At 61.2% G+C, this 25,232-nt stretch carries 30 protein-coding genes and 2 tRNA genes; 20 read left to right on the top strand and 12 right to left on the bottom strand.

Going from position 1 to position 25,232, the window contains the following annotated elements; translation table 11 throughout:
- Positions 1 to 43: 43 nt before the first annotated feature.
- Both moaA and QFX32_03290 read right to left on the bottom strand, forming a co-directional pair.
- On the bottom strand, positions 44 to 925 hold the full coding sequence (moaA, locus tag QFX32_03295) for a GTP 3',8-cyclase MoaA (GenBank protein ID MDI9633064.1): 882 nt from the start codon (positions 923 to 925) through the stop codon (positions 44 to 46).
- On the bottom strand, positions 900 to 1,508 hold the full coding sequence (locus QFX32_03290) for an RlmE family RNA methyltransferase (protein ID MDI9633063.1): 609 nt from the start codon (positions 1,506 to 1,508) through the stop codon (positions 900 to 902). Before QFX32_03290 ends, moaA begins: the two co-directional genes overlap by 26 nt.
- Positions 1,509 to 1,605: 97 nt before the next feature.
- On the opposite strand from QFX32_03290, the gene QFX32_03285 reads away from it, so the two are divergent.
- From QFX32_03285 to QFX32_03240, 10 genes are all read left to right on the top strand, one after another.
- Positions 1,606 to 2,349 (top strand): DNA polymerase sliding clamp, encoded by a 744-nt coding sequence (locus tag QFX32_03285; GenBank protein ID MDI9633062.1) that lies wholly within the window; start codon positions 1,606 to 1,608, stop codon positions 2,347 to 2,349.
- Between the two features lie 44 nt (positions 2,350 to 2,393).
- Complete coding sequence (locus QFX32_03280; GenBank protein ID MDI9633061.1) at positions 2,394 to 3,527, top strand: DNA primase large subunit PriL; 1,134 nt, start codon at positions 2,394 to 2,396, stop codon at positions 3,525 to 3,527.
- Between the two features lie 175 nt (positions 3,528 to 3,702).
- A complete protein-coding gene (locus QFX32_03275; protein ID MDI9633060.1) occupies positions 3,703 to 4,248 on the top strand; it encodes a thiamine-phosphate synthase family protein in 546 nt (181 codons plus the stop codon).
- Positions 4,249 to 4,264: 16 nt separating this feature from the next.
- The gene (locus QFX32_03270; protein MDI9633059.1) at positions 4,265 to 4,453 is read left to right on the top strand and encodes a 30S ribosomal protein S17e; all 189 of its coding nucleotides are present in this window, start codon (positions 4,265 to 4,267) and stop codon (positions 4,451 to 4,453) included.
- A 13-nt stretch (positions 4,454 to 4,466) separates the two neighbouring features.
- Complete coding sequence (gene dapA, locus QFX32_03265) at positions 4,467 to 5,342, top strand: 4-hydroxy-tetrahydrodipicolinate synthase (GenBank protein ID MDI9633058.1); 876 nt, start codon at positions 4,467 to 4,469, stop codon at positions 5,340 to 5,342.
- Positions 5,335 to 6,102, top strand: coding sequence for a 4-hydroxy-tetrahydrodipicolinate reductase (gene dapB / locus QFX32_03260; protein MDI9633057.1), 768 nt, complete (start codon positions 5,335 to 5,337; stop codon positions 6,100 to 6,102). The genes dapA and dapB overlap by 8 nt, the downstream gene beginning before the upstream one ends.
- Positions 6,103 to 6,168: 66 nt before the next feature.
- The gene (locus QFX32_03255; GenBank protein ID MDI9633056.1) at positions 6,169 to 6,342 is read left to right on the top strand and encodes a 4Fe-4S binding protein; all 174 of its coding nucleotides are present in this window, start codon (positions 6,169 to 6,171) and stop codon (positions 6,340 to 6,342) included.
- Positions 6,343 to 6,388: 46 nt separating this feature from the next.
- Complete coding sequence (asd, locus tag QFX32_03250; protein ID MDI9633055.1) at positions 6,389 to 7,405, top strand: aspartate-semialdehyde dehydrogenase; 1,017 nt, start codon at positions 6,389 to 6,391, stop codon at positions 7,403 to 7,405.
- Positions 7,406 to 7,425: 20 nt separating this feature from the next.
- Positions 7,426 to 7,701: a DNA-binding protein Alba gene (albA, locus tag QFX32_03245; GenBank protein MDI9633054.1), complete on the top strand. Its 276-nt coding sequence runs from the start codon at positions 7,426 to 7,428 to the stop codon at positions 7,699 to 7,701.
- Between the two features lie 225 nt (positions 7,702 to 7,926).
- Positions 7,927 to 8,382, top strand: coding sequence for a hypothetical protein (locus QFX32_03240; GenBank protein ID MDI9633053.1), 456 nt, complete (start codon positions 7,927 to 7,929; stop codon positions 8,380 to 8,382).
- A gap of 52 nt (positions 8,383 to 8,434) precedes the next feature.
- Here QFX32_03240 and QFX32_03235 read toward each other — a convergent pair whose 3' ends face one another.
- From QFX32_03235 to QFX32_03220, 4 genes are all read right to left on the bottom strand, one after another.
- Positions 8,435 to 9,550 carry a DUF373 family protein gene (locus QFX32_03235; protein MDI9633052.1) on the bottom strand — a complete coding sequence of 372 codons (1,116 nt, stop codon included), beginning with the start codon at positions 9,548 to 9,550 and terminating at the stop codon, positions 8,435 to 8,437.
- Between the two features lie 58 nt (positions 9,551 to 9,608).
- Positions 9,609 to 10,469 carry a coiled-coil protein gene (locus QFX32_03230; GenBank protein ID MDI9633051.1) on the bottom strand — a complete coding sequence of 287 codons (861 nt, stop codon included), beginning with the start codon at positions 10,467 to 10,469 and terminating at the stop codon, positions 9,609 to 9,611.
- A gap of 478 nt (positions 10,470 to 10,947) precedes the next feature.
- Entirely contained in the window at positions 10,948 to 12,105 is a 1,158-nt protein-coding gene (gene ftsZ, locus QFX32_03225) for a cell division protein FtsZ (GenBank protein MDI9633050.1), read from the bottom strand.
- Positions 12,106 to 12,117: 12 nt separating this feature from the next.
- Positions 12,118 to 12,294 carry a ribbon-helix-helix protein, CopG family gene (locus QFX32_03220; protein ID MDI9633049.1) on the bottom strand — a complete coding sequence of 59 codons (177 nt, stop codon included), beginning with the start codon at positions 12,292 to 12,294 and terminating at the stop codon, positions 12,118 to 12,120.
- 214 nt (positions 12,295 to 12,508) lie between these two features.
- Here QFX32_03220 and QFX32_03215 point away from each other — a divergent pair, with 214 nt between their 5' ends.
- From QFX32_03215 to QFX32_03205, 3 genes are all read left to right on the top strand, one after another.
- The gene (locus tag QFX32_03215; GenBank protein MDI9633048.1) at positions 12,509 to 13,507 is read left to right on the top strand and encodes a histidinol-phosphate transaminase; all 999 of its coding nucleotides are present in this window, start codon (positions 12,509 to 12,511) and stop codon (positions 13,505 to 13,507) included.
- Positions 13,495 to 14,100, top strand: a complete 606-nt coding sequence (locus QFX32_03210) for an NTP transferase domain-containing protein (protein MDI9633047.1) — start codon at positions 13,495 to 13,497, stop codon at positions 14,098 to 14,100. Before QFX32_03215 ends, QFX32_03210 begins: the two co-directional genes overlap by 13 nt.
- Positions 14,101 to 14,205: 105 nt before the next feature.
- Positions 14,206 to 15,444, top strand: a complete 1,239-nt coding sequence (locus QFX32_03205; protein ID MDI9633046.1) for a TIGR00300 family protein — start codon at positions 14,206 to 14,208, stop codon at positions 15,442 to 15,444.
- Here the strand turns inward: QFX32_03205 and QFX32_03200 are convergent.
- The gene (locus QFX32_03200) at positions 15,434 to 16,432 is read right to left on the bottom strand and encodes an archaeosine biosynthesis radical SAM protein RaSEA (GenBank protein MDI9633045.1); all 999 of its coding nucleotides are present in this window, start codon (positions 16,430 to 16,432) and stop codon (positions 15,434 to 15,436) included. The genes QFX32_03205 and QFX32_03200 overlap by 11 nt on opposite strands.
- Before the next feature lie 196 nt (positions 16,433 to 16,628).
- Here QFX32_03200 and QFX32_03195 point away from each other — a divergent pair, with 196 nt between their 5' ends.
- From QFX32_03195 to QFX32_03175, 5 genes are all read left to right on the top strand, one after another.
- A complete protein-coding gene (locus QFX32_03195; protein ID MDI9633044.1) occupies positions 16,629 to 17,738 on the top strand; it encodes a hypothetical protein in 1,110 nt (369 codons plus the stop codon).
- 145 nt (positions 17,739 to 17,883) lie between these two features.
- Positions 17,884 to 17,968, top strand: a tRNA-Ser gene (locus QFX32_03190).
- Between the two features lie 187 nt (positions 17,969 to 18,155).
- Complete coding sequence (locus QFX32_03185) at positions 18,156 to 18,407, top strand: HypC/HybG/HupF family hydrogenase formation chaperone (GenBank protein MDI9633043.1); 252 nt, start codon at positions 18,156 to 18,158, stop codon at positions 18,405 to 18,407.
- 266 nt (positions 18,408 to 18,673) lie between these two features.
- Entirely contained in the window at positions 18,674 to 18,910 is a 237-nt protein-coding gene (locus QFX32_03180; protein ID MDI9633042.1) for a hypothetical protein, read from the top strand.
- A gap of 144 nt (positions 18,911 to 19,054) precedes the next feature.
- Positions 19,055 to 20,011, top strand: coding sequence for a PsbP-related protein (locus tag QFX32_03175; GenBank protein ID MDI9633041.1), 957 nt, complete (start codon positions 19,055 to 19,057; stop codon positions 20,009 to 20,011).
- Between the two features lie 125 nt (positions 20,012 to 20,136).
- Here the strand turns inward: QFX32_03175 and QFX32_03170 are convergent, their stop codons facing one another.
- From QFX32_03170 to QFX32_03160, 3 genes are all read right to left on the bottom strand, one after another.
- A complete protein-coding gene (locus QFX32_03170; protein ID MDI9633040.1) occupies positions 20,137 to 20,391 on the bottom strand; it encodes an NFYB/HAP3 family transcription factor subunit in 255 nt (84 codons plus the stop codon).
- A gap of 210 nt (positions 20,392 to 20,601) precedes the next feature.
- A complete protein-coding gene (locus QFX32_03165; protein MDI9633039.1) occupies positions 20,602 to 21,252 on the bottom strand; it encodes a DUF47 family protein in 651 nt (216 codons plus the stop codon).
- A gap of 4 nt (positions 21,253 to 21,256) precedes the next feature.
- Positions 21,257 to 22,282: an inorganic phosphate transporter gene (locus QFX32_03160; protein ID MDI9633038.1), complete on the bottom strand. Its 1,026-nt coding sequence runs from the start codon at positions 22,280 to 22,282 to the stop codon at positions 21,257 to 21,259.
- A 327-nt stretch (positions 22,283 to 22,609) separates the two neighbouring features.
- Between QFX32_03160 and QFX32_03155 the strand changes: the two genes are divergently transcribed.
- Positions 22,610 to 23,065: a hypothetical protein gene (locus tag QFX32_03155; protein ID MDI9633037.1), complete on the top strand. Its 456-nt coding sequence runs from the start codon at positions 22,610 to 22,612 to the stop codon at positions 23,063 to 23,065.
- 74 nt (positions 23,066 to 23,139) lie between these two features.
- Here the strand turns inward: QFX32_03155 and QFX32_03150 are convergent.
- Positions 23,140 to 23,214 (bottom strand) — tRNA-Glu (locus QFX32_03150).
- A 189-nt stretch (positions 23,215 to 23,403) separates the two neighbouring features.
- Between QFX32_03150 and QFX32_03145 the strand changes: the two genes are divergently transcribed.
- The gene (locus QFX32_03145) at positions 23,404 to 24,516 is read left to right on the top strand and encodes a GTP-binding protein (GenBank protein MDI9633036.1); all 1,113 of its coding nucleotides are present in this window, start codon (positions 23,404 to 23,406) and stop codon (positions 24,514 to 24,516) included.
- A 191-nt stretch (positions 24,517 to 24,707) separates the two neighbouring features.
- On the opposite strand, the gene QFX32_03140 is transcribed toward QFX32_03145, so the two are convergent.
- On the bottom strand, positions 24,708 to 25,223 hold the full coding sequence (locus QFX32_03140) for a DJ-1/PfpI family protein (protein ID MDI9633035.1): 516 nt from the start codon (positions 25,221 to 25,223) through the stop codon (positions 24,708 to 24,710).
- Between the last annotated feature and the right edge of the window lie 9 nt (positions 25,224 to 25,232).

Raw genomic sequence — 25,232 nt, 5'->3', positions numbered from 1 at the left:
TTTTTCGGGATTAAATGGTTATACGTGCGGGGAACGCCAAGCCTCACCTGTAGTAGGGGGCCCGCCGCCGGACTGCTTCCCGGAAGAGTTCCTCCAGCCTCTCGCCCTTCGCACCCCTGATATCCACGAGGTTGTCGGAACGGAGGAGGCACGGCTTGAGCTTCCCGTCCGACGTGACGCGGAGCCGGTTGCAGTACGCGCAGAACTCCGTGTTGTGGAGGGGCCTCACAATCTCGACCTCGGCATCGTCCACGCAGTACTTCTTCCTGTGGTGCATCCTGCGCGTGAGTATCTCCCTCGCGTTCCTCGCGAGCCTCTCCTCGAGGGCATGGAGATCGCGGTGGTACGTGCAGTTCCTGAACTCGAGGAGTTCGATCAGCTGGAGGACGAGGGACCTCTTCCCCCTCACGAACGCGAGGAAATCGTCGACCTCGTGGTCATTGATTCCGGAGAGCATGACCACGTTGAGCTTGACGGGCGTGAGTCCCGCGTCGACCGCGGCCTCTATCCCGGCGAGGACGTCGGGGAGGCAGTCCCTCCCCGTGATGGTCCTGTAAGTCTCCCTGTCGAGGCTGTCGATGCTGATGTTCACCCGCGAGAGACCCGCGTCGGCGAGGTCAAAGGCGATATCGGCAAAGAGGGTCCCGTTCGTGGTGAGGGAGCTCTCCATCCCCTCAGGGACGAGGCTCACGATCTCCGCGAGATCCTCGCGCAGGCACGGTTCCCCGCCCGTGAACTTCACGTGCTGTATCCCCAGTTTCCGCGCGACACGGAGGATCTCCCCGATCTCGTCCGTCGCGAGGGGGTCGCCCGGGTCGTTCTCCCCTTCCGCGTGGCAGTAGATGCAGGAGAGATTGCACCGCGAGGTCAGGCTCACCCTCAGGTTGCTCACGGGGCGGTCAAACGGGTCCTTCAGCCTCACCATTGCCCCCCACGAAGTTCCTCGCGACGATGTAGATCTCGCTGCTCCCCCTCCGCGACGCCTTGCTCCGGAAGGTTCTCACCGACAGGAAATGCTGTTTCACCCGGTCCAGGAGGAACGAGAAATCCTCTCCCTGGAACGATTTCATCACGAGGTGCCCGCCGGGCTTGAGAACGGCCCGGGCAAAGGAGAGGACATCTTCCCCTAGGCCGATCGCCCTCGCCTGGTCGTAACTCCTGTTCCCGGAGAGCTTGGGAGAGGCATCGGAGAGGACGATGTTGACCGTGCCGAGGATGGACAGCGTCTCGGTCCGCATCGCGGGATCCGAGATATCCCCTACAAGCGTCGACACGCCCTCGAGCGGTGCGATAGGGGAGAGGTCTATCCCGAGGACCTTGCCCCTCGTGAGGGACCTTGCGACCTGGAGCCAGCTCCCCGGGGCAGCACCGAGGTCGAGGACGTTGTCGGTCTCGCGGATGACGTGGAACCTCTCCTGGATCTCCACGAGCTTGTATGCCGCCCTCGACCGGTAACCTTCCCGGACCGCCCGCACGTAACTGGGATCCTTTGACCACTGGGAGCCCATGATTCCCCTGCCCCGATTACCTCCGGCGAAAACCAAGTTCAGATATTATTAAAATATTAATGGGATAGTTATAATACTACATAATTCGGGGTGCACGATGTTAAAAGCAACGATTGATGCAGATATTCTCAAAGAGTCCATCGACGCCATCTCAGCCCTCGTCACGGAGTGCCGGCTCCACGTTAACGAGAACGGGATATCGACCCGGGCGGTCGATACTGCCAACGTGGCCATGGTCTCCCTCTCCCTCAAGAAAGAGGCTTTCACGGTCTTCGAGGCAACGAAGAACGAGCTCGGCCTCGACATCGCGAAGCTGAAAAATATCTTCGGAATGATGGGAAAAAACGAACCGATAAGCCTCGAGCTGCCTGACAACGGGCAGAAACTCCGCGTCAGCTTCGAGGGCTACCGCTACTCCATCACCCTGCTTGACCCAAACACCATCCGCAAGGATCCCAACCCCCCCAACATCGACCTCCCCGGGAAGGTCGTCATCCCGGGAGCAGACCTGTACAACTCCATAAAAGCCGCAGCCGTCGTGTCCGACAAGATTGCCCTCGGTATCGACCCGGTCCAACAGGTATTCTACATGGCCGCGGAGGGGGACACCGACCACATCAGGAAAGAGTACGGGAAGAACGAGGTCACGTTCCTGAACAACGTGGAGGCGCGCTCGCTCTTCTCCCTCGACTACTTAAAGGACATGGGGAAGGTCATGGGCAGGGCCGAGGAGGTGGAGATCTCCCTCGGGATCGACCACCCGGTGAAATTCGCGTTCTACATTGCCGGCGGGAAAGGGTACGTGGAATACCTGCTCGCACCCCGTATCGAGGCCGACTGATGCGGGTCTCCCTCGAGACGAGAGACTTCGCGAAATACCCATTTTTGAAGGAATCGCACCAATTCATCCTCCCACAGTCCGGATCCCTCGGGGAATTCATCCAGGGGAATTACGGGAAGCTCGTCCTCTCCCACGCGGTGGAGAGGGTGCGACGTGCCCTTGCCGCGACAGGCCCCGTGCCGCCTTCGCTCGAGAAACCTGACCTCCCCTCGGACAGGCTCGGGGTGCAGCGCGAGGTCACTTCCTTTTTGCTGGCGAGAATACTCGTCTCGTGCGCGCGGGAGAAGGCGCTCATGGAACGCCTCGCCCGTTACGAGGCGCAGAGGGCCCACGCGTTCCTCCAGGCAGAAGACGAAGGGAAGAGGAAGTTCCTCGCGGAGAAGATGGGCTACCCGCTCGACGGGCCTTTCCTCCCCGTTCCGAGGTACATCGGCCTCACCGCGGGATTGCAGGAGGAGCGGTGGAGGCTCGTCAACAGGGAGGTCTACGGGGGGAAAGTCACGGTCGAGCCGGCCGAATCGGAGGAGCTCTTCAGGGAGCACATCCGGAAGATCCTCCTCTCCTCCCTCCCCCTCGAGGTCCCCGAATCCGTCTGCACGCTCGTCGAGCCCTACATCTCGCAGGTCCGGGCCGAGTTCCAGAAGAGGATCCTCACGGATTTCGGGCAAGTCGAGGAATCTGCATTCCCCCCCTGCATGCAGGCGCTCCTCTCTGCGCTCTCGGCCGGCACCAACATCACCCACGCGGGAAGGTTCGCGCTCACCGCGTTCCTCCACAACATCGGGATGGGAACGTCCGAGATCATCCAGCTCTACAGCAGGGCCCCCGACTTCGACATCGGGAAGACGCAATACCAGGTGGAGCACATCTCGGGGCGCGGGGGGAAGGGGACGGAGTACACGGCACCTGCCTGCCCCGCGATGCGCACGCTCGGTCTCTGCGCGAGGCCCGACACCCTCTGCGAGAAGGTATCGCACCCCCTCACGTACTACAGGAGGAAGAAGAAGGGGAGGAAGGGAGGAGAGCGCGACACATCAGGCGATGGCCCTGTTGACGAGAATACCCGCACCGCTCATCGCGAGGACGAATACGACGAGGGCAAGCAGGTACGCGGTCCCGTGGGCGAGCACTGCGGGGAGGAGGATCACGAGCGCGACGAGGACGGCGAAACAGAGTAGTGCGACAGTGGCATCGAGCAGCCGGGCATCCATGCCGTACGTATTGTCACCACGCGTTCTTATCACTGTCCCTTGCGGGCATCCCCGTGCGACCGGTTGCCGCCGGCATCCCCCCTACCGGCCACCGGCAGGCTAATGACATTTCCGCCCGGAATACCCAGGGGGGAATAGCCCGGTGACAGGATCCGAGAGGGAAGAGGTCCTGCGCGTCCTCGGGGAAGCCGTGCGCAGGCTCGTTGCGGGGATGGACCCCTCGCTCATCCCGGAAGTCGGGACGAACATCGCGTACGCGATCCCCCGCGCGAGGACGCCGGGGGACGTTGCCGCAGTCGAGGGGCGGATCGTCAGGGTGCGGGGACGGCCCCACGCCGTCGGCCCGGTCGCGTTCGGTGCGAGCGACCACGTCGCGAGGATCGTCCTTACGGCAATGAGATTCGATCCGGACGTGAGGTGCGCCGCGAACGTCAGGTACTCGGAGAGGATCGTGGAGGTGTGCGAGGAGATGCTCCTCTCTGTCTGCAGCTTCGACCGCGCCGCGGAGCCCCCGGGGGTACAAACGATGGACTGGGGGGTCGCGTCGTGCTGCAGGGACGGGGTTCCGGACGTGATCTACGACAGGGGTGCAGTCGGGAAGGAACCGATGGTGAGGATCCTCGGGGAAGATCCCGACGTCGTCGTAAACAACATTCTTAAACTTTCCGCGCGTATGAATAAAGACTGACAGAGGGAATGTGCCCATGGGGATCAAGCCCACGTACATCAAGGCCATCGGGACGGAACTCCTGACATACCACGGCAACCGGTTCACGAATAATTTCGACGAGAACAAGCACATCGTTGCAGAAGTGACAAATATCGAGAGCAAAAGGGTGAGAAACCGGGTCGCCGGCTACATCACCAGAAAGATAAATACACAGAGACGGTGAATACCTCTCTCGTATGTTCGAGGGAGTCATTCCGGCAATCGTCACCCCTTTTCTGCGAAATTCAACCCTTGATGTCGATTTCGAGGGACTCCGGTCAAACATCGAGTTCCTCCTCGAGAATGGCGTCCACGGGATCGTGCCCTGCGGTTCCACAGGGGAGTCGGCCACCCTGACGTTCGAGGAGCACGAGAGGGTGATCGAGGTTGCCATAGAGGTTGCAGGGGGGAAGGTCCCGGTCATCGCCGGGACGGGGTCCAACAACACCGCCGAGGCGATCAGGCTCACGAGGGCCGCAAAGGACATGGGTGCAGACGCCGCGCTCGTCATCAGTCCCTACTACAACAAGCCGAACAGGTCGGGTCTCGTCAAGCACTACACGGCCCTCGCCGACCTCGATATCCCCATCATCATGTACAACGTTCCCGGGAGGACGGGGCAGAACCTCCCGCCCGACCTCGTCGCGGAGCTCGCGCGGCACCCCAACATCGTCGGGATAAAGGAGGCGAGCGGGGACATAGGGCAGATCTCGAGGATAATCGAGGAGACACTGGACGAGGATTTCGTCGTCATCTCGGGCGACGACAACATCACGCTCCCCATCCTCGCACTCGGGGGGGCGGGAGTCATCTCCGTGGCCGCAAACGTGGAACCCGCCCGCATGGTCGCGATGTTCGACGCGTTCTGCGAGGGAGACATGGAGGAGGCCCTCGACCTGCACTATGCCCTCTCCCCCCTGTTCCGGGCGATGTTCATCGACACGAACCCGATCCCCGTGAAGAAAGCGATGGAGCTGCGCGGGATGGCGGGCGGGCCCCCGCGCCTCCCCCTCGACGAGCTCGACCCGGAAAAGACGAAGAAGCTCGCGGAGGTCCTCGCGAAATATGACTAAAGTCGTCATCTGCGGCGCCCTCGGGAGGATGGGATCGACGGTCGCGCGGCTCGTGGACGCGGCACCCGACCTCACCCTCGCCGGCGGCGTCGACCTGAAACCCGGGGAGGTCTTCGGGGCGCGCGTCGTTCCCCCCGGGGAGATGGCCCGCCTCCTCGAGGAGGAGCGCCCCGACGTCGTGATCGATTTCACCGTCGCGTCCGCGGCGGTAAAGAACGTCGAGACGGCAGCGGCGCACGGCGTGGCCCTCGTCGTGGGGACGACGGGTTTTACCCCCGAGCAGAGGTCCGCGATGGCAAGGGCGATAGAGGGGCGCGTTCCGGCCGTGATATCGAGCAACTTTGCCATCGGCGTGAATATCTTCTGGCAGCTGGTGAGGGTTGCCGCGCGGCTCCTCCCCGAGTACGACATCGAGGTGATCGAAGCGCACCACCGGTACAAGAAAGATGCTCCCAGCGGTACCGCGAAGACCATCGTGCAGGTCCTCGAAGAGGAGGTGGGGAAACGCCCTCTCGTCTACGGGCGCGAGGGAGCGTGCGAGAGGGGCAACGAGATTGGAGTCCACGTGATAAGGGGAGGCGACATCGTCGGGGACCACGCCGTCCTCTTCGCCGGCAACTTCGAGTCGATCCAGCTCTCGCACAGGGCATACGACAGGTCAGTTTTCGCGCAGGGAGCCCTCAAGGCAGCACGATGGGTGGTCGGAAAAAAACCCGGTATCTACGGGATGAACGACGTGCTCGCCCTCGGCGCAATTTAGCCAAAATGACCAAATAGAAACCTATATTTTTCACGATACCGAGATTTCAGGGAGGAAAGTGCAAGCATGACAGCTGTTGTTGACAAGGAAAAATGCACCGGTTGCGAGACGTGCGTCGACGAGTGTCCCGCTGCTGCCATCAGCATGAACGAGGGGAAGGCCCACGTCGACAAGGATCTCTGCGTCGATTGCGGGTCCTGCGTGGACGTCTGCCCGTCGGAAGCGATCCACCTCGAGTAATGAAACACACTCTTTAATTACTCCAATGCTCTAGCTACTTTTCACCATGATACGCGTTGGAGTGCTCGGTGCGACAGGAGCGGTCGGCCAGAGGTTCGTCCAGCTCCTGGCACGGCATCCCTGGTTCGAGATTGCAGCGCTGACAGCATCTGAGAGGAGTGCGGGGAAACGGTACGGCGACGTCGTGAACTGGCGGCTCGACGTCCCGTTTCCCGAGGAGATCGCCGACATACCCGTCCGCCCGACAGACGTGAAGAACCTCTCCGACGTGGATCTCGTCTTCTCCGCGCTCCCCGCGGAGGTCGCCGGGCCGGTCGAGACAGCCTGCGCGCAGGCCGGTCTCGCGGTGTGCAGCAACGCGAGTTCCCACAGGATGGACCCCCTCGTCCCCCTGGTCATCCCCGAGGTGAACCCCGACCACCTCGCGCTGATAGATGCCCAGAGGGATGCAGGGCGCGATGGGTTCATCGTGACGAATCCCAACTGCTCGACGATCATCATGTGCCTCTCCCTCGCGCCGCTCCGCAAGTTCGGGTGGACCGACGTGAGGGTGGCCACGATGCAGGCGATATCGGGTGCGGGGTTCCAGGGTGTCCCCGCGATGGGGATATACGACAACGTGATCCCGTTCATCGGCGCCGAAGAGCAGAAGATGGAGACAGAGTCTCTCAAGATTATGGGGTCACTGGACGGCACGTCGGTGCGGCCCGCACCCTTCAGGGTCAGCGCGAGCTGCCACAGGGTACCCGTGCTGGACGGGCACACGATGGCAGTGTGGGTCGACATCGGGGAGACTCCCGAAAGGGTCAAGAAGGCGTTCATGGAGTTTTCGCCACCGGTGAGTGGACTCCCCATGTTGCCGGAAAAACCCGTCCTGCTCCTCGGCGAGCAGGACCGACCCCAGCCGAGGCTCGACCGGAACCGCGGGAACGGGATGACCGTGACCGTCGGGAGGGTCAGGGAGGGTATCCGGTACGTGGCGTTGGGCCACAACACTATCCGTGGAGCAGCGGGAGCATCAGTTCTCAATGCGGAACTGATCTGCAAGGAGAAATACCTCTGAACCTGAATCGGGTGGATTGGATGACGAAGGACAACACAGTGTTCGTGGGGAACAAGCCGGTCATGAACTACGTTCTGGCCGTGGTGACTCAGTTCAATAACGGAGCGCAGGAAGTCTCAATAAAAGCCCGTGGGAAAGCCATATCGAGGGCCGTGGACACCGCGGAGATCGCGCTGAACAGGTTCCTCGAGGGCGTGGCCAAGAAACAGATCACGACCTCCACCGAAGTGATCGACACCGACAGCGGGAAGACGAACGTCTCCAGCATCGAGATCGTCCTCGCTGCGAACAAGTGAGCGCACCCCCTGCCGCGGGCGTGGTTACGGGAAGGAGCGACGGCGGGGGGTTCCCTCGTGCGAAATGGCCGGTCGCGAGCGGGGAGCGTGGGAGGGAGTCCGGGTGCGCGGGAGAAGTTGTCACTGTGGAACCCGCTTCTCTCCACGGCGGGTAACCGGGGCTCGTCCAGCCCAGGGCCGGTCGGAAATGGTATCGCGGGGCAACACCAGGTACAGGCGAGGGCCATGAGAGGGTTGGCTGTCACCGTAACTTTGGGCGTTCTCCTCCTCCTCCTCACGGTACCCGCGGCCGCGGGGAGCGGGGAAAAATACGGGTACATCACCGTCCGGGACGTGGAGATCACCCTCGACAAGGGCCAGGCCACCATCGATGTCCGCTACACCCTCGACGAACCAACGAGGCTGATAGTCCTCCTCCTTGGCAAACACGACCTCCGGAACCGGCTCCTCCGGATACTCAACTACGAGGACGCGGAGTTCGTCCGCATAGGGCTCGACGAGGCAAGGCTCGTCATGAGGGACGTCTCGTACAATTACGGGAGGGGGGTCTACTGGTTCCCGGCCCACAAGTTCCACATCGTGATCCCGTCGGTACGGGTGACGACCCCCCAGGTCACGCGGACATACGAGCAGGCAAGGGAGATCCCCAACGGCATAGGGTATTTCGACAGTCCTGCCTGAAGATGGTGCCTCCAAAGGAAGGGGGACCTGTTGACGTCCCTCGCCCCATTTTTCACGATGCCCCGGGTTTCTGCGCCGCGGAGAGGTACTTCGAGAGGTAGTGCTGTATCCCTATCCCGAGGAACGCGCAGAGGAGTCCCCCCAGCGTCCCGTAGAATATGTACTCGAGCGCGGTCCCCGGGTCGTACGGGAAATCGGGGATGTTGTTCATCGAGATCGCGTAGATGCACCCCCCGTAGGCGATCAGGCCCACCGCGCCGATGAAGAACGGGAAGACGATGACTTTCGCGAGGCTGTTTCGGTCGTAGAAGAAGTTGTCGATGATGATCCCTATGGAAGAGACGATCCCCGCGAGCGCAAACCAAAGAACCGCCCCGTACATGAATATGAGGAGGTAGAGGAGGATCCCGACCTCCGCGTAGTACACGAGGAGGCTCATGAGGCCCATGATGATGCCGACGACGATCAGGAGTATCCCCGCGACGTACGTGGTGAAGGAGACCTTCCCCCTCGTGAGCGACGTCCTGACCGCCGTCATGAACCCCGAGAACACCTCGTCTATGCCAAGACCCCGGTAGAGGAGGTAGATCCCGATCGCCCCCACCACGATGATGGTCGCTATCTGCGGTCTGTCGAGGATATAGGCGACCGCCCAGAGGAGCATCGCGAGGCCGAGCGGGACGAGAACCAGCCGGGCGATCTTCGGGTCGTTCAGGAGTTTCTTGACGATGTAGTAGGTCCCCTCGAGATTCGGGATCTGACTGACGATCACCCTCCTCACGCTGGAGACCGGGAGCCTTGACTGGACGATGGGGAGCACGAACTCGTCCTCTGCCCCGTCCGTGACGACGATGCAGTTGGTGACCCCGGTTGCAGCGATGACGCTCTCGAGCGACGCGGCGATCCGGCGGTCACCCTCGATCATGTGCATGTGGTTCCCGGCAACGATTGCCACCTCGACGTCTTCCCCCTTGTTCTTCAGCTCGTCGTAGAGTGAGATGGCCTGGAATATCGCGTTGATATCGGAGTCCTCGGGATCCGCGAGTGCGAGGGCGTTTGCAGCCTGGAGGCACGCCTCGCGCCCCACCACGGGGCTCGCGACGTGTGCCTTGAAACCGATGTCGTCGTCGCGGTCAACGGAAAGGATGAGTGTACGCCCTTCCTGCATCACTATAGAAGGTGCGGCTAAATCTATTAAATGGTTGCCTTTTCCGCGAAAAAAAGGATCAGATGAGTTTTGAACGCTGCAGGAGGAGGATGTCGTCCGTCGTGAGCTTCTCGCCGGCGCGGAACATCTTGAAGAGGTGCTCTGCCTCCTTCCTCACGGCCTTCTGTTCCTTCGTCACCTTTGCCTTCTTCGATTTCTTGCGCAGTCCCGAGATCACCTTGTCGTAGTCACGAAGTTCCTTCTGGCAGGCGATGAAGTGCTTGTGTTCCGCGTCTGCAGCTTCCTGCGCCTCGACGAAGTTCTTGTGGGCGGCATCGGCCTCTTCCCTCGACTTGTCGGCCTTCCTGTAGAACTCGACCATGAGGTCGTGGTGCTTCTGCGCGAGTTCTGCCATCTCGGTGACCTTGGCGTGGAGCTCGGAGGCCTTCTTGCGCAGTTCCCTCGCGCGGGCTATCTTTGCCTTGATCTCCTTGTTCTGCTCGAGCTCGGCCTCCTGCTCCCTCATGGCCTCCTTCATCTGCTTGATCTTCTCGATCAGCTCCCTCTCCTTGTCGACCGAGAAGACCTCCGTCTGTTGCCGGAACTCGAGGTGCTCTATCTGCCGTTGAAGTTCCTTCAGCCCCCTGTTCCTGATGCCGCCGTGTTCTTTCTTGTAGGCCTCTATCTCCTCGAAGAGTGCATTGGCCTCCTCGTTTATGCGGTTCCTCTCCTCCTTGAGAGCCTGAACCTCGGCGTTGTACTTGTCCCGCAGTTCCTTGTTTTTCTGGGCTTCCTCGACGTACTCCCTCGTCTGGTTATTCAGCGCATTCCGCTCCCTCGCCCACTTGCTGGCAAGCGCGTTCAGCTCGTTCCTCCTGTTCTTGTGCTGTTCAGACTCGGCAAGTATCTTCTTCCTCTTCTCGATCAGTTCGTTCAACATACTGCTCCATCCTCGGTCATGCAATCGGCACGCATTCGCCCACGATCCGGGTGACGATCGGGAAGAGAGGACAGATCGATGTGGCGCGGATGCAGAGATCTTGCCCAAGTCCGGTGTATCTGGGTGGGATGGGAACTCATCCCGGAATCGAAGAATCCCCCGAGAAAAGCGCAGGGCCAACAGGCACTGCCCTTGTTCACACGGCTCACCATCATGTTCAACTCCCGATTCCAGAAGGGTACGCGAAAAGGAAGTCCTTTCCTGCCCTTCTCCTGGTCATCCCGGATATGGATGATTTGTCCATTATTTAGATGATATGGACCCTATTAATGGTTTCGAAGGAAAGTGGAGAGGCCGTAACCCGACAAAATTTCGAATTTCAAGAAAATATCGGGGGGTTGCCAGGTGGCGCGGGCAACCCCCGTGAGATTCCCATGCAGTTGTGTGAATCAAGGTGGCTTGTGGCTATCCTAGACCGCTATCCTACCCACTCGAGCAATGTACCTCCTGCCGCCTGGTCGCGTGCCTTCCTGTTCTTCGGGAGCTGGGGTGCCTTGGGGTTCCCCTTCTTCTGCTCGAGGTCCTCAAGGATTGTCTTGTAGGAGACCCTGCTCCCCATGATCTTTCCCGTCTGGACACCCGTCATGATGGCCAGTACCCTCACCTTGCCTTCCATGTCGTTCCTCACGCGGGCACCCCATATGACGTCCGCGTGGGGATCGAGCTCGTAGGTGAGGGACGTGGCGATCTCCTCGGCATCCTGGAGCGTGAGATCCCCGCCGCCCGTGATGTGGATCAGGCTGCCCGTGGCGCCGCGGTAGTCGATGTCGAGCATGGGATTGCTCAGGCACTCGCGGACAACGCTCTCTGCCTTGTTCTGCTGCTTGCTCTCCCCGACCAGCATCACCGCGACACCTCCCTTGCTCATGATTGCCCTGACATCGGCGTAATCAATGTTGATCAACGACGGCTGGGTGATCGTCTCGCTGATCCCCTTCACCGTCTCGCCGATGAGCTGGTCCATCACCGAGAACGCCTGCCCGAGAGGGAGGTTTGGCACAAAATTTTTGAGCCTGTTGTTGTCGAGGACGATGACCGAGTCGGCGGCAGCCGCGAGCGCCTCGAGACCCTCCTCGGCGCGGATGAGACGTGCTTTCTCGACCTGGAACGGGTAGCTGACCATTCCCACCACGATCGCACCCTGTTCCTTCGCGATCTGGGCGACAACCGGCGCGGAACCGGTCCCCGTCCCGCCCCCCATCCCCGCGGTGATGAAGCAGAGGTCGGCATTCTCGAGGAGGGCCTCGAGCGTGGGCCTTGCCATCTCGGCGGCTCTCTTCCCGATCTCGGGGTAGCCTCCCGCGCCGAGTCCCTTCGTCAGCGATTTCCCGATGAGGACCCGCTTGTCGGCCTGGATCATGTCGAGGTGTTGCTTGTCGGTGTTGATTGCAATCGTTTCAGCGCCCGAAACACCCATGTGGTGCAGCCTGTTGATGGTGTTGTTCCCGGCGCCACCGCAGCCGATGATCACGATCCGGGGTTGCCCTATGAAATCGTCGTCCGCTGAATTCGAGGATTTTGCCATTTCCTTTTCGATTTCAGCATTTTTCAGGGCTTCGTTGATGATACTCTGCATTTTTGACCCTCCTTAAACCTTGAGTGAAACCTGGTCACTCTCCTGGAGCACACGCCCGCCTCGCTGTTCGATCAGCTGGCGTACCGCAGCCCGCACTGCCTCGGAGACGGTGGGAAACTCCCCAATCGCCACCATCTTCTCGAGCATCTCGATCTGCTGGTCCGGCAACCTGAGGGTGATCCGTTTCATTGATTTCACCTAGTATGACAATTGTCTGACATTTGTCAGACATTTGTCTGTCATTTAGCATTCTTATGTCTGACTATGCAGATGAATCCTACTTGTATCAAATAATATATAAATTTTTTTATCTGATTTTCCGGCCCCGTGCCCGCGTGCACCGTGGCATCTTATTTATGTGAATCCTGCACCAACTCTCATTATCTCCTTTCCGGGTTTTCAGATGAGAGGAATGGGAGCAAAGAGGGCAGTCCACGGCGGCGACGTGGTCAGGGTGGTCAGGGAGACGGGGAGGCCTGTCCTCGACTTCTCCGCGTGCATCAATCCTTACCCGCCGCAGGTTTCTGTCTCCGTCACACCCGAGGATCTCGCACATTACCCGGACGACAGCTACTCCGTCCTCAGGGAGACGATCGCAAGAGAATTCCACGTGGCGCCCGGGGAGATCGCGCTCGGGAACGGCTCCGTCGAGATCATCCGGCTTTTCTGCCACGCGTTCCTCTCGCCGGGAGACAGGGTCGCGATCCACTCGCCCACGTTCGGGGAGTACGAGTTCTCGTCCCGCCTTGCCGGTGCAGTCCCCGGAAACGGCAGGGACGTGAAAGTCAGGTTCCTCTGCAATCCCAATAACCCGACGGGTCACCTCTTCGCCCGCGAGGAAGTCCTCTCCCTCCTCGGGGAATGCGAGGAGACGGGCACGTTACTCTTCGTCGACGAGGCCTTCATGGAGATCTCCGACGACCCATCCCAGAGCGTCGCGGGGACCATCCACCCGAATCTCTTCGTCCTGCGTTCCCTCACAAAGAGCTTTTCCGTGCCCGGCGTCAGGTTCGGGTACGGGATAGGGCACGCGGACATCGTCGCGCGCCTCGAGGAATTCCGGCCGCCGTGGAACGTGAGTGCAGTCGCGGAGAAAGTAGCAATCGAGGCGTTCGCCCGTCTCGGGGAACTCGCAGCATCGAGGGCGAAGATCGCGAGGGAGAGGGATTTCCTCAGTTCGGCCTTGAGAGACCTCCCGGTATCCATCGAGCCATCGAGGGCAAACTTCCTCCTCGTCCACACGGGCAGGGATGTCGCGGACCTCTGCGCCGACCTTCTCCGGAGGGGAATCCTCGTGAGGGATTGCCATTCTTTCGGGTTGCCCGAAGCGATCAGGATCGCGGTCCGGACGCGCGAGGAGAACGAACGACTCGTGGAGGAACTCCCCGCATGTATGCGCTGATTCTCGCCGGCGGCGAGGGGAGCCGCCTTGGCCTGGGGGAAAAGCCGCTCGTTTCCGTCGGCGGAATTCCCATGATCCGGAGGGTCACCGACGCGTTCCTCCGCGCGGGGTGCGAGGTGGTCGCGGTCCTCTCCCCCCGGACACCGTACACGCACAACTGGTGCAGGGCAAACGGCATCCCGCACTACACGGCTGCGGGAAAAGGATACGTGGAAGACCTCGTCGAAGCGGTCACCGCGATGGAGATATCGTCGCCGGTGTTCACGTGCGTGACAGACCTCCCTTTCATCTCGGCCGACATCGTCGCCGACCTCGCGGGAATCTACGCGGGGTGCGGAAAGGATGCACTCTCCGCGTGGGTTCCAAAAGACCTCGCGGATGAATACCGTTTCCACGCGCCCTGCGTGGAGGTCGTCTCCGGTGTCGAGGCCTGCCCGGCGGGAGTGAATATCCTGCGGGGTGACGCGATCTCCGTGCCCCAGGATGAACTGCGCGTTCTCTTCCGGGATCCGCGACTCGCCTGCCACGTCAACACGCGGGATGCACTCGAGAGGGCCAACCGGTTCGTCCCGACGTCGTTCCCGGGACCGTAGACCCACCCGTCGCCTCCGCTACCCTTTTTTTCCGGATTTGTCTTGCTTTTCGAGCCCATTTACCAGGAAAATCATATAATGCAATCCTGACCATTGTACAGTCGTATGCAGGTATCGCGGGAAGTGGAGCTCGAGGGCCACATCATCGATTCGGGGATCATGACCCGCGTCTTTGACACCATCATGGACATGGGTGGCAACTTCGAGATCATCGTTTTCGACGTGGGCAAGAGGAAGACGGACCCGAGTTATGCCCACCTGAAGGTGAACGCCGATACCGAACAACAGCTGAACGCGATACTCTCCGAGATCCACAGGTACGGTGCCCGCCTCCGGGAGATCCGCGACGTGACGACCGTGCCGGCCGAGGGGGACCGTGTGGTCCCGAAGGGATTCTACTCGACGACGAACCACCCCACGTTCGTGAAATACGGGGGGGAATGGATCCCTGTCCAGCACATCGAGATGGATTGCCTCATCGTGGTCGATCCTGAAAGGAAAGCGGCGCTCTGCACCCCCATCTCCAAGCTGAGGAAGGGAGACCTCGTCGTCGTCGGCGAGGACGGCGTGAGGGTGAATCCGCCGGAGAGACCCCGCAACGTCTCCACGTTCGAGTTCATGCACGGGACTGTCTCCCCCGAGAGGCCGAGCGAGACGATCATCGCGCGGATCGCGCAGGAGATCATCGGGGTGAGGAAGAAGGGGGGCAAGATCGCACTCGTCGCCGGACCGGCGATCATCCACACGGGTGCTGCAGGCTCCGTTGCCCGGATCATCCGCAACGGTTACATCGACGTCCTCCTCGCGGGAAATGCACTCGCGACACACGATATCGAGTACAACCTCTTCGGGACGTCGCTTGGGATGGACCTCGCGACGGGCAAGCCCGTCACGGGTGGCCACAAGAACCACCTCTACGCGATATCTGAAGTGATCCGCGCGGGATCCATCGCGGCAGCCGTGGAGAAGGGGATTGTCACGGGGGGTATCATGTACGAGTGCGTGCGGCGGGGCGTGCCGTTCGTGCTCGCGGGATCCATCCGGGACGACGGGCCCCTCCCGGATGTCATCACGGACGTGATGGTCGCCCAGGACCGCATGCGCGAGCTCGTCAGGGACTGCGACATGGTCCTCATGGTGGCAACGCTCCTCCACTCGGTCGCTGTCGGCAATTTCCTCCCGTCGTACGTGAAGACGATCTGCGTCGACATCAATCCCTCGTCGGTGACGAAGCTGATGGACCGCGGGACCATGCAGGCTATCGGCGTCGTCAGCGATGCGGGGACTTTCTTCCCCCTCCTCGAGAAACAGCTGGAGGCGCAGGGACAGGCACTCACCGGGTGAGCGGCATGCAGTAGGGCCTTTCCCGCGAAAGGACGAACTCCCACTCCTGCCTGCAGGGGCATTCCATGCGGAGGAGATCCCCCAAGAGGTCCTTGTCCCCCGAGAGCGAGTAGTCCCTTATCCCGCGGAGGATCGTGGGATCGCACCTCCCGCAGTTGTGCGCCCCCCTCTCCCTCCCCCCGTGGAGCGGGTCGCACAGCACATGGCCCCCAGCCCTCGAGAGAACGGAGAGGACGGTCCAGAGGTACGCGGGCCGGTACTCCCCGCGCCGCCAGTACCTCTCGAGCTCGGTCCCGTTCTGGACGGAACACGGGTTGAGCGAGACCATGTCCGCGATGCCCCGGAGGGCCTTCTCGGAGGCGAGGTTATCCTCCATTGCCTCTTTTTCGGTGAGGAAGGGGGGCTTGCCGAGGAGGTATGCCTTCACGCCCGCCCCCGCGGACCGCGCCCTGCCGGCGGCAGAGATGAAATCCTCCCACGTGAACCCCTTGTCGATGCACTTCTCCCTCACGAAGTCGTCGGAAGTCTCGAGGCCCATCGCGACGTAGAGCGGCGTGTCATGGCGCCCGTCATCGATGGTCTCCATGAACGAGGCGACGCTCTCCTCCTCCACGAATTCCGGGCGGGTCTCGGCGATGACGATCTTCCCCCTGAACATGCGCCCGATCGCATCCCTCGCGGCGGGGGGGACCTCCCGCGGATCGAAGAAACTCCCCGACGTGTAGACCTTCACGCACTCGATACCGTCCAGCCTGTAAGTGCCCTCGACCCACCGCGCCTGTGCCACGAGTGCATCGACGAGTTCCCTCTCCCCGGTATTGCAGAGTCTCACGTGCCGGTAGCTGCACATCCGGCACCGGTTCCACCTGCACCCACCTGTCTTCAGGATGACGGTGAGCGTGGGGAGGATACGCCCCCCGATATTCTCCTGCGATATCCACGCCGCGTAGGGCCTGCCCGCGTAAACCTGTACTGTCACGCGACTCATAACTAAGGCGACCGATCCCCTTGAACGTTCCCCTCGTGCTCCCTGGTGACATGGGGGGGATTAGTGCCGGGAACCAGAAGGCTATTCTATCCACCCCGCGAATAATGGAAGGATACCTTCCTGCCCGTTTCCCCGTTTCAGGGGGAAGAAGGGTCGAAGCCCTGGGTAAACCCGGGTGGAGGGGGAAAACCCGAGAGTGAGCGGTGTGAAGATGGTCACGGTCTCCCGTCCCCTCGCGTTCGCGTGCATATTCCTGATGGTCATTGCCGGCGTCGCATCGGCGTACGAATTGAGCATCTACGCACCCCCGACCGTCCAGAAAGGAAAGCCACTCGTCGTGAACGGGACATCGAATATTCCCGCGGGTATATCCGTCGACATCGTCCTCTCCCGCTCGGAGTACACGACCGAGGAGATCGAGAGGAAGACGGTCACGATCCAGTCCGACAAGGAATTTTCCGTGGTATTCGACACGAAAGACCTTCGGAAGGGCCAGTACAAGGTGGAGGTTCCGAGCATCCAGGGATACGCGTTCCTCGGGGGTTCCGTCACGCTCCGCGTCGTGCAGGTCATCGACAGGTCGGACGAGGTGACGATCCGGTCACCGCGCACGCAGGAGCTGGACGGACCGCTCGTGATCGCGGGAACGATCCAGAAGAACCGTGGGACGGGCGTGCAGATGGAGGTCATAGGACCCGGGAACGAAGTCGTCTTCGGCCCCCTGTACATCCCCACGTCGTCTGACGGGTCCTTCTCGCAGAGCGTGCAGGTCCGCGAGCCGGGCACGTACGAGGTGAGCTTCACGGACAACAAGGGCTACATAGGGACATACACGTTCAATGTGACGAGGAAGGCAGAGGCTCCCGCAACGCCGGCAACCCCCGCCCCCACCGAGCTCCCCCTCTCCGCGACCGCGGCAGCAAGCGGGGAGAATCCCGCGTACTTCACCGTCACGGGCATAAAAGGGAGGGTGAAGGTCGCGACCTCCCCGGGCATAGACTGGGTCGTCGAGTACGCGGGGGAGGGTGGAGCCGTGCAGAAGGTCAATTCGCGGGGGCAGCTCGAACCGGAGGAAGTGACGGTGGAGTCGCCGGGGAACGTCGTGTACCTGAAGGTTTACCCGTACCTCCTCTCAGACAGGGGCGAAGTGACGGTCTTCGTCGAGGGCGCAGAGAAGATCGGCGTGGCAAGGGAAATCCCCCCGGTCTTTGCACCCACGAAGACACCCACGCAGAAGTCCCCGTTCCCCCTCGCCGCCCTGCTCACTGCTCTTCTCCTGTTCCCCCTGCGGAAAGTGACCCGGTAATACCTATTTTTGGAGTGACTACCGAGAATCCCGCGAAGTCCCCCCTCCTCTGCAGCTGCACCCGGGACGCGTGAACGCATCCTTTTTTGCACGCGGGATTGGGGCCAGGTTTTTTTACACGACAGAACCCAATAATGGTACGTATGCCGGGGTAGTCTAGTCCGGAAAGGCGGTGGCCTTGAAAGCCACTGGTGCTCGGCACCTCAAGAGTTCAAATCTCTTCCCCGGCGCTCTTGGTCGCCATTCCCTCCACTTTCTCCCGTGCAGCCTGTTGCTCCGCGTGCAACCCGTGGGATATCCCCCGCATATTCCCGTAACCTTCCTTTCGGGATGCGGAATCCCGGTGGTGCGGAGAATTCTCAGGATGGCCACCATTTATCATGAATCGGAGACAATGTACCGGGAGGGTCACTGCTCATGTGCATCGCAGTTCCTGCTGAGGTAATCGAGATCCGCGACGGGAATATCGGGGTGGTTGACTACGGGGATCTCAAGCAGGAGATCCGCCTCGACCTCGTGGACGCAAAGGTGGGAGACTTCGTCCTCGTGCACGTGGGGTTTGCAATCCAGAAATTGTCGCGTGAGGAAGGCCTCGAGACGCGCGAGATCTTTCGCCAGGTTTACGCCGCGCTCGAGGACGCGGAGTGCGCGGAAAAACAGGACCAGTAACCGGGTTCCTTTCACCACCTTTTTGGTTTTTTTTGAACCACGCCGGTACCCGCGGGAATCCGCCGCGGAATGTTGCGGGATCGCGGGAGATTCCGCGCGGGGAATCGGTTCCGGGAAACGTGGTCTAGGGGAGGCCGGGAAGGGGACAGGGGAGCGGGGGACCCCGTTTCCCCAACACTCCCCCGAAACCCGGGGGGTTGCAGAGGGTTCACAAAGACAGGTGAAACCCGGGTCGGCTCCACGGCCCCCGGCGATGCGAGGGGAATATGCTTATCTCCTTCCACCGTGAAAATTTCCTGTACAAAGGAGAGGACGTGTGGAAAATGGATAAAACTGGCATCGCAAGTCTCATTGCGGGAATTGTCCTCCTGATTCTCGGAGTATATGGCGTGTGGGTGTTTCTCCCTGACGTCATCCTGTTTTTGAAGGGTGTGGTGGGAATACTCGCGATTCTATTCGGGCTCTTCCTCGTCGTGTTCGGGATCATCCTCATCAAGGATTGAACCTTTTTTTCCCGAAAAGGGGTTTCCCATTCAAAAATCATTTACCGCGTCGCGTGGAATTGATCCCGGGACACTTGAAACCGTGAAAAACCGGGGGAGTACCCACACTCCCGGCGAGACGATCCAACCCCGGCGGGCAGGTACATGGACAGGACGAAATTACTGGTAATCCTCCTCGCGATCTCCCTGTGCGGAAACGTTTTCTTCCTCCTTGCAGGGGGAAGCGATCCCTACAGGGAAGATATCAGGCGTGCTCTCCTCTACGCGTACCACCAGGCATTCCCGCCACCCGGAAACGTGACTCCCCTCCTGGAGGAAGGAGAGACCCTGCCGGGAGGAAACGCGACCGCACCCCTCCCCGACGCGGGTCATAACGAGACCACGAGTGGGACAGCCCCTCCTGAAACGGAGAGGAGCGGGGAATTCACCGCCGACGAGATCGCGCGGGCCCTCGAGGAGAGCGGAGTATCGAACGAAACGCTCCCGGTCGGACTCCTCACGGACGATCTCGGGGAGGTCCCGCAGGGCGAGGAGGCGGGAGAGACGGGGGGAGATGCCGTCTCCGCTCCCCCCGAACCCGGCGGGGCTGCATGGAAGACCTACGAGAACGCGAAGTGGCGGTTCTCGCTCCAGTATCCCCCGAACTGGACGCTGAAGGAGGGTGCATCCCCCGCGTCGGTGACGGTCATCACCGCGCCGGTCGAGACTTCGTGCAGCCCCGAGACCCTCCAGTGCTACGAGTACACCGCGACGGTCACGGTCTCGGTCGATACCAACGTGGGCACGGGGGGCCTCGAGGAGTACTTCACGAGGAAAATCGCGGCACTCCAACAGCAGCTCGGGATCACCGCGACGAGCAAGAGCGCGCAGACGGTCCTCTCGGGCGAGAAGGCCTACTGGATAGAGTACTACACGAGGGACTCGAGGGGGAACCCGTCGAAGCGGTTCATGCAGTACTACGCGCTCCTCGACAGGAAAGTGTACATCATCACCTACTCGGGCCCTTACTCGACGAAGGAGAACGTGTACTCCCGCAACAAGGCCGACGCGCAGAGGATAATCGAGAGTTTCTCTGTCAAGAGGGAGTACGTCGTCGTGTGAACGAGCGCAGGGAATTTCTCCACGCTCCCGTGCTCCCACGGGGGAGAAAACTATCTATAACGGCAGGAGATCCTGCGGGTTCCGCGGGGAACCGCGGATGGAAAAATAATTTTTGGAGTCGACCTCTAGAATTTCTCCACGTCCTCGGCCCGAATCGTCTTCCTGCCCTCGGACGCGGCTGCGTCGACGGCTTTCCGGGCAATACTCGCGATGTATTTCTCTGTTTTCTCGACTATTGCCCTCGTGCCGCCTGAACTTATCCTCTCGGCACCGGTGCTCTTCGCGATCCTCACCACGGGTGCGATGGGGAGATCAAACGTCTTGCTCCGAGGGGCCTTTGCCTTCTTCTTTGCTGGTGCTTTCTTGGCAGTCTTTGGCATATACACGTGCCTCAAAAAACCATAGGGATGGAAGTATATAAATTGATTGATAGGGAGGGTTCAAAACTCCCGTATTTGCACCCGGAGGAAGATCCCGCGTATACAGGGCGGAATTGGAACGGCCGGCCGGTGCTTTTCCGGCACAACGTCACCGGGACATCGCGGGACACCGTCGACTCCAGTCCGGCGCGGGAATCCCCCACGCGTGCATCAGCTGATTCCCACGACCACGTGGTGCAGGATGTCCACGGTCGCCCGGAGTGCCCTCCCCGCGTCCCGCATGTGGTGGTACACCTCTCTCTTTCGGAGGGCATTCATGGGATCACCTTCCCGGAACAGGCGTGCCATGCTCTCGATGTAGGTATCGTCGAGTGCGTGGATGGACTGCCTCGCGGACCTTATCATCGCCTCGATGGATTTCCGGTCGGAGCCGATCAGGGCGACGCCGGATGCCACGAAGCGCGTTCCCCGCAGGAGTTCCCGGGCCATCCCCACCATCGCGCTGTCCGGTTCCACCCCGAACGCGCACATCTCGCGTGCGGTCTCGAAGGAATAGTTCACGATGTAGTCCATCTGCCGCGAGAGGCTGTAGATGTCCTGCCGGTCAAATGGCGTGGAGAAAGATTCCATGAGCTTCTCCTCCATGTCGTAGCGCATCGCGTCCACCATCCGTGCCAGTTCCCCTAGTTCACGGGGGTGCACGCCCCCGCCAGCCTCCAGCCAATGGACAAATTTCTCCACGCACTCGACCGTCTTTTCCGCCTGTTCCGAGAGCATCGCGCAAAAGTCATGCTCCACGGGGAATATGAACTCGAATATCCCCTTGTTTTTCCTCTTCCCTGCACCTCTCCTCGTCTCCATGCACTCACCCCGCGAGGGTAATGAATACGGTCGTGACGGCAAATGAAAGGACGATCGTCGCGGGAATCGTCAGCGCCATCACCGCGATGATATCCCCGCACACTGTCCACCTCACTTTCCTTGGGTTCTCCGCCGCTCCCACGCCGACAACGGACATGGATATGACGTGGTTGGAGGAGACGGGGGCACCGAGGAACGTGGACAGGGCGAGTATCGCCCCCGAGGATACCTGTGAATCGAGCGAGTGGACGGGCTCGATCCGGAAGATTCTCTGCCCGATAGTCTTCATGATGCGCCACCCGCCAAGGAGCGTCCCCCCGCCGATGAGGAGCGCGCAGGAAATCCGCGCCCACGGTGGAACGGAGAGGACGGGGGAGATGCCCGAGAAGAAGAGGACGAGGGCTATGATTCCCATCTGTTTCTGCGTGTCGTTCGCACCGTTCGCAAACGACATGACGGCCGCGGCGCACCAGTTCGCGCGGACTATTGCCCGGTTGACATCCCGCCTCGCGTTCCTGAGGGCCAGGCGACTGGCCGAACGGGAAGAATAACCCCCCGCGAAACCGAGGAGGACCGAGCCGAAGAGGAAGAGAATGACCATGCACACGCCAGAGAGACGCGGGGACGGGGAGAAAAGGTCACAAGTCCCCCAGTTGATGGAGCCCGGCCCACCGCTCGCAAGGCCCGCCCCGATGAGGCCCCCGATGAGGCCGTGTGTCGAGGAAGAAGGGAGCCCGTGCCACCATGTCACGACGTTCCACAGGGTCGCCGAGAGGACACCGGAGAATATGACGAGGACCATCCCCTGGCCCTCGCGCGGCGAGAGGATGCCGGATACCGTGAGCGCGACGGCGCTCCCCCCGAGGAGCGCCCCGGCAACGTTGCACAGCGCGACGAACACGATTCCCTGCCGCGGCGTTGCCGACCGGGAGGCGATGAACGTCGCTGCGATGGTACTTGCATCCTGGAAACCGTTCGTCGCGCAGAAGACGAGGGATATGAGGACTGTGAGAAGGACGAACTCGTGCATGCTCGGTTTCCCCTCCCGGTTCGACCGCGGGTGGAACGGTCCTTTTCGGGAAAGAACGTGGAACCGTGACTACCGGGACAGGGGCGCTCCGTGCGCTCGTCCCTGCCCGGCGGGCAGGCCGGTCTTCCCCGGACGATATAACATCACGGTAGCCCGAGATATTCTTTCCCGGGAGCCTCACGCCGGGACACTTAATCCCCGGGTGTGCAATCAGCGCCGCGGGGGACAGGGTGACCTGGAGATGGCCAAGTGGCAGTTTTCCTCCACCAGAGTGATTTCCCTGCCCCACCTGGTTTTATGTGGGCGTGGTGCATTACTTGTACATCCATGGAAATCAGGGAATCGCGCGTGCCTCTCCTTCCCGCGACGTTCCTCCTCGCCGGCCTCGTCATCGCAGCGGGGTGCACCAACACCCCCGTTCCCGGCCCGGCGGAACGAAACCCCTTCGTGGGCACGTGGCAGCATTTCGGGGTGATAGGCACGGAAAAGGTTGCCATGCGGTTCGTCTTCCTCGAGAACGGGACAGGCCAGTTCGACCTCGTCGCACCGTCGCTCGACCCCCCTTACGCGACGTCGATGGCATTCTCGTGGGAATCGAGGAATGACAGGTTATGGATAGGGTCGTCGGCCGAGAGGGAACACCTCGACGTGCGCTACAACGCGTCCGCGGACACTCTCGAAGTGACGGCAGACAGCGAGTCGGGCATCTTCGTCGGCAGTGATTTCGTCCCCGGTCCGTTCCGTTGGGAATTTTCCCGGGCAAGCGGGACGGGAGTGCCGTGAAGCCCGTTTCCAGCGTGCTCGCGTGGATGACCGGCACGTGGAAAAAACGATCGACGTGAAAATTGAAGTCGCCATGCTGCTATGGGGATTTGAACCCCAGTCGCGGGCGTGAGAGGCCCGCATGATTGGCCGGACTACACTATAGCAGCAACTGCCAAATACATGGGTTTTTTGGACACATAAAATTGTTGCTGGGGGCCAGAGGGCAGAGCACGGGAATCTCCCACCATCCTCTCGTCCAGGTCTTGCCGCGCGAATCGTTCCGCCGGTGTCATTTCGCGGGTGGAGGGAACCACAATTATATTCCTGCCGCGGGGTCACTGATATAGGAATGGTGGATGAGCGGGCTTGAGGACCAGATAAGGGAACTCGAGGAAGAACTGAAGAGGACGCCCTACAACAAGGCAACCTCAAAGCACATCGGGAGGCTGAAGGCCAAGATCGCCCGCCTCAAGGACGAGGCAGTCTCCCGCGCGATGCGTGCAGGTGGCGGGGGCGAAGGGTACTCGGTGAAGAAGTCGGGGGATGCGACAGTCGTCCTCGTGGGGTTCCCCTCGACGGGGAAGAGTACCCTCCTCAATGCCCTGACCGGCGCGAAGAGCGAGGTGGGGGCCTACGCGTTCACCACGGTCTCGGTCATCCCCGGCGCACTCGAACACCGCGGCGCACGCATCCAGATCCTCGATATCCCCGGGCTGATCGCGGGTGCGGCGATGGGCAAGGGGAGGGGGAAGGAGGTGATCGGGGTCGTGAGGAGCGCGGACCTCATCGTGATCCTCCTCGACATCTACAACGCCTCCCACGTCGACGTCCTCCTCTCGGAGCTGTACGACGCGGGGATACGCATCAACCGCGAGAGACCCGACATCACCATCAAGAAGACCGCGCACGGCGGGATAAGGATGAACCACGTCGGTGCACTGGACCTCGACATCGAGGAGATCCGGGCAATCCTCCAGGAGAACAGGATCGTGAATGCCGATGTCCTCATCCGGGGGAACGCGACACAGGAGGACATCATCGACGCGATGCTCGGGAACAGGGTGTACATCCCCGCGTTCGTGGCGGTCAACAAGGTGGACCTCGTCGACGAGGCGACACGCAGGGCCATCAGTCAAGAGATCACGCGAAAGTTCGGCTCGCCCCCCCTCCTCATCTCCGCCCAGACGGGATACCACATGGAGGAGCTCAAGGACATGATATTCGACACGCTGGGGTTCATCAGGGTCTTCCTCAAGCCCCAGAACGAGGCAGCCGACCTCGAGGAACCCCTCATCGTCAGGAAGGGGAGCACCGTCGCAGACGTGTGCCGCCGTCTCCACCGTGACTTCGTGGACAGGTTCAGGTACGCGCGGGTCTGGGGGAGTTCCGTGAAACATCCTGGCCAGAGGGTCGGGCTCTCCCACACGCTGAAGGAAGGAGACCTGCTCTCCATCATCATCGAGCACTGAAAATACCCGGCCTGTTTTCCCGGCACGGAGAGCCCCGGGGTTTTCCATCGGTGCCTTTTGCTTGCCGCGACGTGCCCGTGCCGCGTGCAGGAACGCCCGTGCAAAAGGCGAACGCTTTCCGGGAGAAAAACCGAGAGGCCGTCCACTTCGGCGATATCCAACCCGTGCAACGGAAAAAGAGGAAGTTCAGGCTAGCCCTTCAGGGCGCGGACGATTGCAGCGGCGAACTCACCCGCGGCGGCAGGCCCGTTTGCCGTGATGACATTCCCGTCGGTGACCACCGCGTCGCCCGAGAGGTTGACGCCGCCCTTTCGCATCTCCTTCGTGGAGAGGGGAGTATCGTAGCATGTTGCCCTCTTCCCCTGCAGGACCCCGGCGCGGGCCAACACGACGGGCGAGAGGCATATCGCGGCAACCAGCCTGCTGTTCTTTGCGAAGTATTTCACGAGCTGGGCGAGCATCTCGTTGTCCCAGAGGTGGACCGGCGATCCCGTCCCGCCGACGATGACGATCCCCGCGTACGCAGAGGGATCGACCTCCTCGAGCGTGAGCGTCGCCCTCGCGCGGGCGCCGAGCATGCCCTTGCACTCGCCCCTCCTCGTGGAGGCGATATCGTATTGGATCTTTTCCTTTTCGAAAAGTTCGACTGGTCTCGCGAGTTCCTCGTCGCGGAAATTCTCCGGGGGGATCACGAGAAGGACTTTCATAAATGTAAG

It is taken from the genome of Methanolinea sp., from assembly GCA_030055515.1.
Lineage (GTDB): Archaea > Halobacteriota > Methanomicrobia > Methanomicrobiales > Methanospirillaceae > Methanolinea_A.
This window is presented reverse-complemented; position numbering and strand designations above follow the sequence as displayed.